Here is a 12,890-nt window from a genome sequence, read left to right on the forward strand (position 1 = left end):
GTACTCCACAGTGCGGCGCTGAAAGTCCTTGAGGCCTGTCAGAGCAGGGGGGGGGGCAAGCGTCATGAGGCAGCCTCATTGGCCATGGCTGTCTTGAACACTCTCCAGACTTCCAAAAAATCTTCAGGAAGTATTGGCTCGCCATGCTCGCCGGTAGCATCGTGGAGGCGCTCGACCATGGCGGCCACCTCGTCAAGTCGCTCTGGCTCCCTGGCCCAAGCCTGAGCAAGCATTTCGAACAGCGGGATATCGGTCAAACTCTCGCTACCCCATGAGCCAAGTCCGATAATGTTGCCCATTGTGGAGGTAGGGATGGTTTGCAACTGGCCCCAGTCTGCCAGCAGGAGTAGCAGATATCGCACGAAGGCCTCACGATTTCGAAGGATGGAGCGCAGTATAGCCTGGTCCCGGTCTTCTGGCCCTCCATGCAGAGGCAGATCAAGAGCAAAACAAGCTTCTTCTTCACCCAGTCGCAGCCTGAATGCTGTCAGAGAAGTGATTTCCGCGGCTGCCAAGATTCCAAAATCCACCGGTTGCGCAGGATCTAGACCTGACACAGTTATGGCACGTTCTTGGGCGATGGAAAGCGGCCGGACGTCCATGGTGATGTCATCCAGTTTGAACACGCTCGTAGAGTGCAGGGTCAGAGTCCAACCATCGGTTTCGAATGCGCAGTGTAGTTCCAACTCCATTTTGGAGAGATTCGTGGCCATTGTTTCCAACTTGATGGCATCCGGCGTGGGACCTCCTTCCAATGGAGATTTGGGCGGGGTGTAGTCGATGAGAATTTTTTGCAGACTCTTTTCGCCCGAAATCCAAGATTCTGGGCGACCGATCTTGCTGTAGCGACCGATGAGTTCGACAAGAATCTCAACATTGATCCCTCGGACCAGGGCGGCGTCCGTGGCGTTGGCTGAGCCGATGACAAGATGGGTGTCCCAGCCTTTCTTCAGAACGTATGCCTTGGCATGCAGCCCTTGCAGTTGCCCCAGCCGAACGTCCTCCACGTCGCTGACCTCAGCCTGAGAATTCAAAGTGAGGCAACGTTCGAAGCTACTGAGGACGCTCGGTATCCGGTCCATTTCCTCGCCCCGCGAGAGAACGAAGACGGGCTTATCCGTCAATTTCTGCAAGGCTTTTAGGGCCTGTTCTCCGAGAAAGGGCGAGATGACTCCCATCTCCTCGGATCGTTCAGGCAGCCAGCCCGTTGGTCGCCTGCCTGTCCCCAGAACATGGAACCGTGCCTCGTTGAAGTCTTTTGGCAAATCCCAGCGGCAGCGGCTGACCTCGCGCGACAGGACTCCAAGTTCGGCTGTACGTTCTTCCGTCAGTGACTTGGAGGTAAACTTCGGCAAGGTGGCAATGAAACCGGACAATGGTTTGTTTGCCTCCATTATCCCGCGTTCCGGTTTTCCCTCCATTTGTAGACACAGATCCCAGGATCTGTCGGAGGTAAGGTTGCGTGAAGGAACGACCAGACGCAGAAGCGGCGAGTCTTTTCCTTCATTGGCAACAAAGCGCAACAACCAAAGTTTGGCATGAAAAGCTCCTCCGTGTGGCGCCACGGATTCATGGATCATCCCTTCTAGCAGACCATAGAGTGGATGCGGACGGTCGGGGGCTTGCATACGGCCGCGTTCAGAAAAGACAGTCAGTCTGCTGGCTACTCGGCGCAAGGCTTCAACAAGACGAATGGGATCTGTCAGCGGATCCTGACTGTCACCCAAGCCAAGCCAAGCCAAGTGTAGCGGGATGGATAGGAGAATGGTCGGGTCAAGGGAATACGTGGTCACAACGCCCATGGCGAAACGCATTCCCGCTGGTGGAGTCAGTGCGTCGCTGAGTTGGCTGCGGGTATGCGGTGGAATCATGAATGAAACGCTTTTTGGAGATCGTTGATAAAAGTTTGGGCCGTGGGCCAGCGATAGACAAGTCGAGCGGTACCGGCTGATCCGCCCCATTGTTTAAGGGCGTTGCGATTGACAAAACGGGACTGAGGACCTTTACGTTTTTCGCGCATCCTGATCAAATTTCTAGCATCTTTGGAATCTGACACTGAAGCTCCATTGTGGAGAACGATTTGCCACCATTGCTCAACAAAAGTCCGGGTCTGGCCATTGATAGAATGCCCTTGGGCTACGACTTCCGGCCATAAGGAGGTAGGTGACCAAACGGCAAGTTGATGAAACTCCGAGTCATTCGTCCAGTCCTTCAACGCCTCGCGGTATTTTTCCGGATTGATTTCAGATGACGAAGGAGCACTTCCGCCTGTTGTCACAAGCTCAGCGTATAATTCTGCCAACTGTAGGTTGTAGAGCAGGGCCGCGCCCTTATGGAGAAACGAGAAGATACGTCCTTGGTACAGGCAATTCCGGTGAGCCAGAGGAAATGTCTCATACTTCGGGTGCTGCCAAGGGAAGTCACAAGCGACTCTGTCCGTAAGCGTCTCCGCGCTTCTGGCCAGCCAAGCCAGCAGGGAGTCGCGTTGATGCCTCTGAAGGCATTCCACCAACAGGCTTGCTTCCTGCTTGGTGAGATTGAAATCCATACCGGTCGGGAAGTTAGACGGTTTCAACCTCAGAAGGTGCGCATACCAGGTGTCATGACTCTGTTCATCCAGCCATTCACCGTCGTCACGACGGGTGCGAGACTTGCGGAGAGCATATAATTTTTCAACGCTACGATGGTATTCTTGCTGCGAGCTCTGGAATCGACGTAGTCCCCATGCTCCCATACCGGACCAATAAATGGAGCTAGGAAGACGCTTCAGGGTAGCTCCGGCTTCGCGGCCGATGACTCCCGTTTTTTCCGTCTTCCCTAATTCGACCATGAGCCGTGCCTCGGCCTCACGTCCTTTGCTCAGCATTTCGTTGGCCGGCACTCGATGTTTTTCCAACCCTGCGTATATCCACGGAATGAAACACATATACCGCAAGCGAGTCTGGATGGTGGATGTGCCAGGAAAAAGGCGATCGGCGATGGCATCGCGTATAGCGCCAATGCCGAGTTCGTCGCGAGATTCCTTTTCTTTGAACAGCGCCAGTAGTCTTAAGCTGCGCTCATATGCTGCGCTGTCGTGGTCGAGCCAGGTAAGGGATGCTGTCATATTTTTTTTGCGAGTTTTATATAAGATTTCCCTACGTCCAAATGAGATTTTTCAACGATATTTTTGTCGATAAATATTGATATCAATTTCATCTTATTTTCTAATTCTTCGTCTAGTATGCCATGGGTTATAGATTTTAATCTAATCTTGTTAAGTTTTTCAAATTCTTCAGATTCCTCGATATAATTTATAAATTTATTTAATTCGCCGAGTATTTTCTGTGTTTTACATTTTAATGTCAGCTGTTTTTTGATTTTTTCAATACAATTTGTGTGATCTGTGTCGCCAATCTCATAGTTATTGTTGTCATAACAATAGCGATCCGCAAATTGCCTAACGGACCAGCCCATACAGGCGAGGTGAGTTTGAATAAGCCTTTGCATTTCAAAAATTTCATCTGAAAAATCGGTTTTTTCCCCATTTTTCCCAATGACGCGTGGCATAGATCTCTCCATCGAAATCATTCAACCTAGGAGGTGTTTATGTCTAAGTCCAAGAAGTCATCCAATCCCATTAAGCCCAAAGACAACAGTTCGAATATGCCCAATCCCAACAAGGGCACTTCGGGGACAAATCGTCAGCATGATCAGGTACACGGTAACCGTGGGAAGCAACTCAATCCAAATCAAAATCAGTAGAAATAGGAGTCACAAATGTCGAATATGAGCCAATCTGAACTTGATCTTTGGTCAGACATCAATAATCCAAACAATGACGCTGATATGGACGATTGGTCTGATGCACATAATCCTAATAATGATTCATATTTAGGAGATGATGAATAGGGTTTTTTCTATTGAGGGGTTGCCAGTGCGTGCTGATAACCCCTTGCTGATATTTATTGTAAAAATTTTGATGCTTCATACGCGTGTTTTTGAAATTCATTAGCAAATTGTGCTGTGTCACCAGAATACTCAGAATAGCTGATATTTTCTTGCGATTTCTCAAGAGAATACACGCATATTTTTAATTTATGGCTGACATATTCTCTTGGAATTAAATAGCCAGAGCCTGAAACGCATTTGTCAATTATTGAGTATTCTACGCTTATTGGATATCTATGAGAGTTTTTTTGGTATTGTTTGTATCCAAATAATCCAGACGATACTAGCATGCTTGTCATTAATATTGATGCTGCTGCTTTTTTAAATTTTGTTCCGGAAAATGATTTATCACATTTTTCGCAATTTGTGTTTTCAAGGTGTATTTTGTTTTCAGTTTTACAATGTGGGCATTCAAGAATGATGTTTTTTACATTTTTTAAAGATTCCAAAATTACCTCATTGGCAAATTTAATTGAATTTCAAGTATCCAAAAAATCCAAAGCAGGGCCAGTGCTTGTGACAAGAAGGTGATCTCTTGAGCTGGTACATGCTACATAAAGACATGTGGCGCCTCAGTCCCTGTGGCTCGGACGTGACCTCGTGCAACGCCCAAATATCGATCCGTTTATTCTTCAAAAATCTCAGCAGTTTTTGATATTTCGCCTGCGGGGCTGGATCAGCGTGCGCTATCGTCGGCCGAGGATTGCGGAGTCGAAAACCGAGCTGCCAGAAAAGGCGCTGACATTGACGAACTCCAAGCGAGATCCTCCATTTTTATCTTAGGACTGGCATGCTACTGGGAATCATACAAAACAAACATAAGAAAATCTAACTATACGGTAACACTAGTTTTGTTGATATACTATTATTTTGCAGGCCAACCCACAGTCCCCCTGGGAAGGGATTTGTACCCACGATCACCATGAGCATCGCGTGGAGTTCATGGGTCGACTTCTGGAAGCGACTTTGGAAAGTCTGGTAGTCCATTGGCGAGGGGGTGGGAATAGTCGCCGGATGCGTATGCCAATCACCCAAGTAGTGCAGCCCCTTTTCGAATTCGGCATTGATCTCCCTCTGATCAGCCCGTTGGTTTAAAATGATCCTGTTCCAGAATCTTCGATAGGCAGATACCGGTCCGGTCGCCTTCTCTACCTTCATAATGTTCGGGGCGGGGAATGTCCCGAACAGTTGCCCGCCTGCCTCACTGCGCCCCCCTCGCTGCGCGTTCGCTTCAAAGTGGGCAAGGACGTTCGGAGTGAGGGTGACAACTAGGCTGGACCCCTGGGCCGTAAAGGTCAACTCCTGCATACGTGGCAACCCTTGTCCTGATCCCATGGGGCTGTAAAGAAGGTCCCTTCGTGCCTAGGGGGAAGAAAATCGGCAGCCCAGTCGGATTCACGACCATCGTGAGCGCTGATTATGCTGGCTGCAGCAACGTACACGCGCTGGCTGGGTGATTCGACCTCACCGAGAAGCACCTCAATAGAAAATTTGGCAGTCATGGATGCGATAGGATTCATCTCCAAAGCACCATACGGCATGAATGAATCTCCGCAGGCCGGGACCAAAGTCTTAAGGAGTCTTTCGCGAGGGAATGTACACGCTTCGCTTTTAACTGTACGCCCCACTTCTATGCCGCACTCCAAGCATCCGGAAGCAAAATCCACAAGCACTGCCTTCCCCGCACAACAGTAAGCCTCTGCCCATGCGAAAATTGTATCAGGCACGGGTCTCTTCCTACTATACGATACCAAAACACGATTCAGGAATAAATTCGACTGAAGTTCGCCGGTTGTGGACAGGATCAAATCTGCCCCAAGAAGCTCTTCTTTGTGCTTCGGGATGTTCAGGGCCTCTTCCCACTTCAAGGGGATCCCATTAAGTGACAGATGCGGAAAACGTCGGAGGAGTGCTCGGCTCGTCTCCCTGGCCTTGTTCCCGCGTATGGTGTCAACTCCCAGCAAATGGCGACCGATATTTCCTGCCTCCATGTCATCATGGTCCAGGATCGTAAGTTGGCCAACGCCCGCCGCGCACAGCATCTCCGCCACCCGACTCCCGAGGGATCCCGCGCCGATCAAGACCACATGGGATTCGCTTAGTACCTGCTTCTTTTCCGATGCGGAATCGTCCCCTCCTCGGAATCCGAGCCAATCGCCATCGACGCGTGTGATATTGAACGGCAATATCTCGCCACCAAGGCCGAAAAACTGTCTCTGGATCAGATTACTCATACCGGGCTGCCAATAACCTGAAGAAGTCTTTGGACCTTGATTTCTGGATGGTGGAAGCGCAAGCAATCCGGCGAGAGCTGGTCCGTGTTCCGTATCGAACCCAAAGCAAATCGGTAGGTCGTTGCGGCGGCCTTTTGCCACCTTCCTAATGGCCTTCTGGCGTTTTGTAGGAGTGCATGCAAGGAGCACCTCCGCGGCAGCATCGTCCGCCAACGAAAGGAGCGCACGGAGGTGCTTGTTTCTCAATGGGTATAAACCCGGCATGAGCCCTTCTTTCAGCCAAAGAAACGCTGCGGGTTGTGTATACACCTTAACGTCGGGACCAAAGACGTTCTTGGCCCAAGCCACCCCATCCTCTTGATTTTCAGCGAGGAGGTAACCTGCTTTCTTGTCTCCGGTGAGTGTTAGATGGGATACGACCCGGGATCGCTTTATGGATATTTTAAGAAGAGACCAGCGAGGTTTCATAGGCGTTTGCTTCAATCTACAAAAATTGGCCCAATAGCTAAGAAATTCTTGTACAAAATGATCCGCGTTTTTCCTCGAAAAATTGTCACGTAGAAGAACCGCCGTGGCGGCTAGAAGATGGTCGCAAAGGTCGCGGCACATTGCGTCGTTCAGAGCAGGATATGCATTGTCCTGCGGTCCCAGAAGACACAGTCTGCCACTGAGCTCGACGTGAGGATACTGTATGGCCATCTTCTCATGAGGTTCAAGGAGGTAGACGTCGGGAGGAGACAGAGGAAAACAGTTCCGCAGGAAGATTCCAAGGATAACTTTATGGTCATCAACATTAAAAGGGAAAGACCAACCTTTTGCGAATACTCCTTTGGTGGAGGTGCGCTCTTGGATTTCCACGAGGGAGAGCTCTTCAATGTCGCCGACAAGCCGGTTTAGGTGTCGTCCGATACCTCCCGCAGCCTTATAGTAGATTTCTGGGAAAAAAGGTAAAAAGGAGCCTTTAGCCAAAGGTGGTGTCTCCACCCTTGTCTACGGCCTTCTTGGGTATCCCCCCCGTCGCGACGAAGCAATTGCGATTCTCGGGATTGTCTTCCTCTTCATCCTCAATGTACTGATCGAAGTAGTGCGTGTTAAAGAACTTATTCCATGCGTCTAGTGCTTGATTTTTAGTGCAGTCGGGGTCGTCAAGGATTTCGAGCTTCGGGAGCCACTCGTTGAGCTTGGCCTGCAAATTGTCCATCTTGGCCTCGCGTCCGGACGCGAAATCCTCATCGAGATCGGGGGCGGGGTGCTGGGCGGTCTTGTCTCCTCTGTCCAGGCGGCACTTGAGGGCCTTCAAAAGAGCATGAAACGCATTGTCGTCACGGTCGCGCCGGGGAACGTACAGTTCGTCGACCAAGACGGAGAAGATCAAACCGCTGGGAAGGTTCCACGACGCCCGACTAGATGACCAAGCTTTGAGCAGGCACACAAGTCTACGCATCTGGTAGGGTTGATTGTCTTCCGGGCTTTTTTCGGGGACCACCTTCTTGAACCAGTTGGTTATGATCTGCGGATTCGACTCAATCCAGTCTGCGGCGGCCAGTTCGCGGTGTTCGGTGCCGTCGTCATCGGTCCACTCTCGATATACCGGAATGTCGACGTGGTAGCCAGCTGCGTAGTGTACGCGGACGCACTTTGGGAGACACTCGGGCTTTTTCTTGAAACTTCCATCGTCAATGGCATCGCGGACCATCTGGCGAGCTGCCAACGCCGTCTTGTCCGCGCCCTGGGCACCTTTTAGGTCGTCACGGGAGAAGCAGGCCCCGTCATCGATGTCGTAGTCATCGTCAGGACGCTGGACCATTGTGTACATCGCGTAGGATCCCTGAATCAGATGATGTGTGGGCGTAGGCATCATGTTCTTTATCAAGCCATTCTTCAAGCGATTACGGTTTGTCTTACGACGCTCCTTCATCTCCTTCCTTTTATCTTCAGGCAGTTTGACCTCGCCCCCATAAAACGCAAACAATTCAGCATGAGTATTTATAGTGGTCATTGATATACCTCCTCAAAAGGCTTCATTATCTCGAAAACCCGGCCTAAACGACAAAGATCCTCGTCTCCGTTTTTGATTTTTCTAAGTACCTCCTGCGAATCATGTCTGGCCCTGTTTAGAAGAGCACGGACGGCCTTTTGTGAAGGATTGTCCAGTGTAAGGTGTTTGGCCTCTTTTGAGGAAGGAGACGAACATGGAAGGCGGACAATGGTGGCTTCACATTTTAAATATCTTGCAATGTGCGTGGCCATAAAACTGTGTCCTGTGGCCTGGGCATCAATGGACAGGCTCAGAGGCTTTAAGCCGACGTGCCAAGCGAGCACTCCTCTATCGGGATTCGCAATGTCGTCTCCGCTTGCTGGCGAACATGTGCCAACGGAAAAGACCTCTATAGGCCGATCGTGATCGCCATTTAGTTCATTGATATGAAGGGCCTCGATGAGGCCCACCAAAACAGGATTGTTCGCCCATAGGCCGCCGTCGATAAAAAAACACTCGCGACTCTCATTTTGAGGGTCTTGTATCTCGGCAATCGGGAAGATAATCGGCGCGGCACTCGTCGCTAGGCAGACATCAGAAAGCTTAAAAAGACAGTCAATGGTGTATGTCGGGTCATGAGGTGTTTTGAAAACTTTACTAGTTGAGGTCCCCGCGTGGACCGCAGGGATGCATAGAGCAACTCTCCGTTCCTTGTAGAGGTCTGCCAATGTCGTGTGACCAAACACCTCTTCGAGTCTGGCCTTTAGGGCTAAGTTATTCGCGGACGAGGATATACTGTGCTTAATGGCCCAAGCCAGAAGCCACCCCAGACCAGAGGGTGCTGGACTTGGAAAAATCGAAGGACCGTGTTCGCGGTAAAGAGAGACCACAGCATTAGGGTGAAGCCCCTTTGCCAATGCGCAGGCCAGTATGCCTCCGGTGCTCGTCCCGGCAATCAGGTCGAAGCCGGTGCCGATGTCGAGGCCACTTTTCACGCCCCTTAACAGTGCATAGTGGTCCATTATGTCTTTTAGCAATGCGGCAGTGTACAGGCCGCGTATTCCACCGCCATCTATGGTCAGGACTCGAAACGGTATTGCTTTATCCTCTGGCGAACACACCGTGAAACCTCGTATTTTATGACAACTCTAAAAATTCGGACGATCAGTGGCCTAGAGTAGTCATTTAATCATTAAAGATTTATAAATCCTGACACGCACTGGCCACAAACGATTGCTTCTAAATTGAATACGTAGTTTAGCCTGCTCTGTTCTTTATTTTGGAAAAATGATCTAGTAGAGGACTTTTTTTCTATTTTGTAAATATCCCATTGTCCATCATGTGTTCGGATAAGAAATGTTTTGTTAGCTTCGAGTGTTTTATTGGTAAAGTCGACAATGACTATGTCGCCATTTTTTAAGTATGAAATTGAGTCTTTTTTTTCATGGACCCAATAGCCAGTGTTTTTGGGTGTTAATTTATTCGTTTCCATAAAATGTTTTGTAAGAGGAATTCGGGGATTGATGTCACTGATGATCGGCCTTCCGTCATTAGTTATTTTTGAAATGTTATTAATAAGGACGATGTTGTTATATAGAGAAATATGAAATGAGTCGTATTTCTCTCCAATTCCATATGCGATCCAGTCAAAGTTAAATCCCTTATCCTCGAATCTTTTTTTCCATCCAGATGGTATGTGATTTTTTTTCAGCGCTGGGGTGATATTTGACCGATTACATTCTAATATCCTTGCAAGTGCTGAGTAGTTTCTTATAACTTTGGCATCAATTAATCTGTTATAAACTTCTTCGAATGTGATACCTGGGATCGCAGTATCGTAATTATTATCTGGCATTGTGTGTGTTATTCTTGATAAAAAGTTGGCGGGGCATGGAGGGGAGATGTCTCCCCTCCAGCACTTCTCCTATGCAATTTGCTATGGCTTCCTCAATATACACGCTATAATGATGGTCTATGCTGCCCCAGAAGTGCTGTTCCCGCCATTAGTAACGTTAATTCAGTCATCTTTGTTGCTCCTATGTCAAATTTCGAAGTAAATGTTGATTGAACTATTCCAATTTCAACATCAAAGAAATTTGGGGTGAAGCCGATCAAGAAGATAAGTATATCAATTATTCCATAGCTAGCGAATAGGCATTATTATGATATATAAATTGTATTATATTTTCTGGAGAATCATGTCTTGGAATTTCGATAAATATCGACCTTCGTCTCCAAACACTTTCTCAATCTTAAATCAGTGGCACCAAGCTCATACCACCCCCCCCGGGCTTTTGGTAGAAATCAAGGCCTCGACCAATTTTTATTACCCATCCGTTATTGAATCTGATTTCTCGGTCGTGAATTTTTGGATTCAAGTTAATATCCAATTCAACATCAATCTCAAGCAAGCTTTGCTTAAGCTCATCCAACTTGGCGTGCATATCAGCGTGCCGGTTGTTATCATCATAACTCGTGATGAGCGAAATTTTACGAATGGTACCTTCTTTGATAACCGTTTCGCAGAATCGTACAAAGTTTTGAATTTGATGAGGAATACGAATATATGGGTCTTCGACTGTCACAACAGTTGTTCCAGAAAGACATGACCCGACAATTGGGCATTAAGCACCTGTCTCTTTGAGTCCTTATGTACAGATAAATTATAGTAATATAAGTAAAATTCGAATTAAATAGTTTTTATTCAATAATTGCTTTCAATAACGCATCTTTAGCGTCAGAATAGAACTGAATATCGACTTTTGTCGCCATATCATCTGATAAATCGAATAATTGCTTTCGACATGAAACTGGAATTAAAAGAGACGTCGCTCCTTTTTCCACTGCTATTTCGGCAATATTTACTGGATTATGAATTGATTCAATTGAACCGCCAAGATTAATTTCGCCTACCAGTATAAGCCCGCCCCGCACGCTTTTTTTGAGCAGGGCAGTGCATAACGCCACCAGAGCCGCAACTCCGATCTTGGCTCCTGATTTTGAGGCATCAAAGGCCCTAAGTTGAGCTGTGAATTCGTGGTGCCTTGGGTCTTTGTCTCCGACCAGTTGGCTTGCCCGTGAGTAGAGATTTTGCTCGGCGCATCCGATGCTTTCCCGGAATGCCGGTGGAATAGGTTTGTTGAGAACCTTCAGCCCAGAGCCTGGTCCTTCGTTAACTTCGATTCGGTAGAGTCCAGGATTTTCGCCATTACCACCCGGGCTGATGGCCCAGACTTGACCAGGCTCAAGAGGATCTGTTCCGATGCTGTTGTCGCTTTGAAGTTCCGGTGTTGAAACGAATTTCTCCACACCGTCCGTCCCCATCACATAACTGAAATGGGTATTTCGGAATTCGGCGGCACCGATTCTTTTTTGCTGTTCCTTTACGCGTCTTCGAGATTCCATGGCGATTCTGACCGCCCATTCAATGTCTTCCTCTGGAATCTGTTGTGTGCCGTCAGGATGAAGAAGTTTAAGCAGCCCGCTCACGGTTTTGTTCACGGCATTGGTGTCCCGACCTGACAGTGCGCCACCATAGAAAACTCTGTTTTGAAGCTGTGAGACACGGCTCTGATTTCGGAGTTGGGTCCAACACTCTGAAAGGAAATCGCTGACCAATCCGAAATGATTGGTTAGCAGCTCCTTGCTGATTTTGGGTACATCCCAGCCTGGTAGGAATGCGTGCAATCGGTCCATGAAGGCAGTGTCATCCCTCATTTCGGCTGGCATTGGGCCAAAAAGATGGCCGACCCGTTGCTGGTGTTCCACGTCAACATCGAAGTTGCCTACCATGACAACACTTCCGTCCGCCCTGATACTCTCCTTTCCACGGCTGAATTCACCGGACTCCATGTAGCCCTTCATGATGTTTACGCCGTCTTTCTGGTCGAAAGATATCCCGGAAATTTCATCAAAGCAGACGACATCGTATTGGCAAACAAGCCCTTTTTGTCCGGTGCCCATATGCACGAACATTCTGGCTACAGTAGCCTTTCCACCGGATATCAAGTGGGCATAAGGAGAAACCTGCTGGAATAGATGACTTTTGCCGGTTCCACGAGGACCAAGTTCGACCATATTGAAGTTACGCTCAACAAAAGGAACCATACGCAAAAAGAGGGCATTTTGCTGTCGTTCCGACAGCGCGGAATCCTCGATGCCAATTGAGCGCAGAAGTAATGTCTTCCACTCCTTGGTGGAGAACTGTGCTCTTGCTTCGCCAAGTTTCTCCAGGACATCTCGATTCGAAAGTTGGATCTCCCGCAAACCGTCAATTCCGAAAGGGCGTCCAGTTTTTTCTTGGGCAATTATCGGGTCGTAGCCAAGTGTGATCTCAGCGTAAAAGCCTCCGGTCAGCATGCGCTCGTGTTTGCTGACAACGGCGGCCTCAATGCGTGCGTCTGTGAGCCTTAAGCTAGGCAGGGTCGCCAGGTAGGAATCGGATTTGGCATCAAGACGGGCGGATACAAGGTCGATGATTTTGACCTGTCCCTTCTCCCTGGCGCGAGATTTGAAAAGTTCTTCCTCGCCAGCCTTGACGGTGCGATCCAGGAGTTGCCGTTGGACAATGCCCAGACCTTCATCGATCTCATCCTGATCGATACTGGCGCAATACCTGCCGAGCAAAAATTCTACGACATAGGTTGGAACAGGAAACTGTCTGCTGAAGGTTCGAACCAGGTCCTTGCGAACCAGATAACCTTCAAACGTCGAGGCCGCTTTGCGATCAATTGCGTCCAAATTCATAT

At 48.7% G+C, this 12,890-nt stretch carries 12 protein-coding genes; 1 reads left to right on the forward strand and 11 read right to left on the reverse strand.

What is annotated here, in order from left to right; translation table 11 throughout:
- Positions 1 to 62 precede the first annotated feature (62 nt).
- The 3 genes from DBAC_RS06585 to DBAC_RS06595 are packed head-to-tail and all read right to left on the reverse strand — an operon-like array spanning position 63 to position 3,549.
- A complete protein-coding gene (locus DBAC_RS06585) occupies positions 63 to 1,814 on the reverse strand; it encodes a phospholipase D family protein (protein ID WP_143890829.1) in 1,752 nt (583 codons plus the stop codon).
- Positions 1,815 to 1,867: 53 nt separating this feature from the next.
- A complete protein-coding gene (locus tag DBAC_RS06590) occupies positions 1,868 to 3,106 on the reverse strand; it encodes a DUF6361 family protein (RefSeq protein ID WP_015773504.1) in 1,239 nt (412 codons plus the stop codon).
- Positions 3,103 to 3,549, reverse strand: coding sequence for a hypothetical protein (locus DBAC_RS06595; RefSeq protein ID WP_015773505.1), 447 nt, complete (start codon positions 3,547 to 3,549; stop codon positions 3,103 to 3,105). The genes DBAC_RS06590 and DBAC_RS06595 overlap by 4 nt, the downstream gene beginning before the upstream one ends.
- Before the next feature lie 210 nt (positions 3,550 to 3,759).
- On the opposite strand from DBAC_RS06595, the gene DBAC_RS19900 reads away from it, so the two are divergent.
- Complete coding sequence (locus DBAC_RS19900; protein ID WP_015773507.1) at positions 3,760 to 3,891, forward strand: hypothetical protein; 132 nt, start codon at positions 3,760 to 3,762, stop codon at positions 3,889 to 3,891.
- A gap of 53 nt (positions 3,892 to 3,944) precedes the next feature.
- On the opposite strand, the gene DBAC_RS18800 is transcribed toward DBAC_RS19900, so the two are convergent.
- The 8 genes from DBAC_RS18800 to brxL all read right to left on the reverse strand — a co-directional run bounded on the left by DBAC_RS18800 (position 3,945) and on the right by brxL (position 12,888).
- Positions 3,945 to 4,379: a hypothetical protein gene (locus tag DBAC_RS18800; protein WP_015773508.1), complete on the reverse strand. Its 435-nt coding sequence runs from the start codon at positions 4,377 to 4,379 to the stop codon at positions 3,945 to 3,947.
- A gap of 379 nt (positions 4,380 to 4,758) precedes the next feature.
- Positions 4,759 to 5,265 (reverse strand): Mov34/MPN/PAD-1 family protein, encoded by a 507-nt coding sequence (locus DBAC_RS20040; protein WP_081434373.1) that lies wholly within the window; start codon positions 5,263 to 5,265, stop codon positions 4,759 to 4,761.
- A complete protein-coding gene (locus DBAC_RS06605) occupies positions 5,226 to 7,133 on the reverse strand; it encodes a ThiF family adenylyltransferase (protein ID WP_015773510.1) in 1,908 nt (635 codons plus the stop codon). The genes DBAC_RS20040 and DBAC_RS06605 overlap by 40 nt, the downstream gene beginning before the upstream one ends.
- Positions 7,126 to 8,163 (reverse strand): cyclic GMP-AMP synthase DncV-like nucleotidyltransferase, encoded by a 1,038-nt coding sequence (locus DBAC_RS06615; protein ID WP_015773511.1) that lies wholly within the window; start codon positions 8,161 to 8,163, stop codon positions 7,126 to 7,128. The genes DBAC_RS06605 and DBAC_RS06615 overlap by 8 nt, the downstream gene beginning before the upstream one ends.
- Positions 8,160 to 9,263: a CBASS cGAMP-activated phospholipase gene (locus tag DBAC_RS06620; RefSeq protein ID WP_015773512.1), complete on the reverse strand. Its 1,104-nt coding sequence runs from the start codon at positions 9,261 to 9,263 to the stop codon at positions 8,160 to 8,162. The genes DBAC_RS06615 and DBAC_RS06620 overlap by 4 nt, the downstream gene beginning before the upstream one ends.
- Before the next feature lie 71 nt (positions 9,264 to 9,334).
- The gene (locus DBAC_RS18805; RefSeq protein ID WP_015773513.1) at positions 9,335 to 9,997 is read right to left on the reverse strand and encodes a hypothetical protein; all 663 of its coding nucleotides are present in this window, start codon (positions 9,995 to 9,997) and stop codon (positions 9,335 to 9,337) included.
- Between the two features lie 397 nt (positions 9,998 to 10,394).
- Positions 10,395 to 10,760, reverse strand: coding sequence for an MIT C-terminal domain-containing protein (locus DBAC_RS06625; protein WP_081434376.1), 366 nt, complete (start codon positions 10,758 to 10,760; stop codon positions 10,395 to 10,397).
- Positions 10,761 to 10,842: 82 nt separating this feature from the next.
- Positions 10,843 to 12,888 carry a BREX system Lon protease-like protein BrxL gene (gene brxL / locus DBAC_RS06630; protein ID WP_015773515.1) on the reverse strand — a complete coding sequence of 682 codons (2,046 nt, stop codon included), beginning with the start codon at positions 12,886 to 12,888 and terminating at the stop codon, positions 10,843 to 10,845.
- Positions 12,889 to 12,890 lie beyond the last annotated feature (2 nt).

This window comes from Desulfomicrobium baculatum DSM 4028 (genome assembly GCF_000023225.1).
GTDB lineage: Bacteria > Desulfobacterota > Desulfovibrionia > Desulfovibrionales > Desulfomicrobiaceae > Desulfomicrobium > Desulfomicrobium baculatum.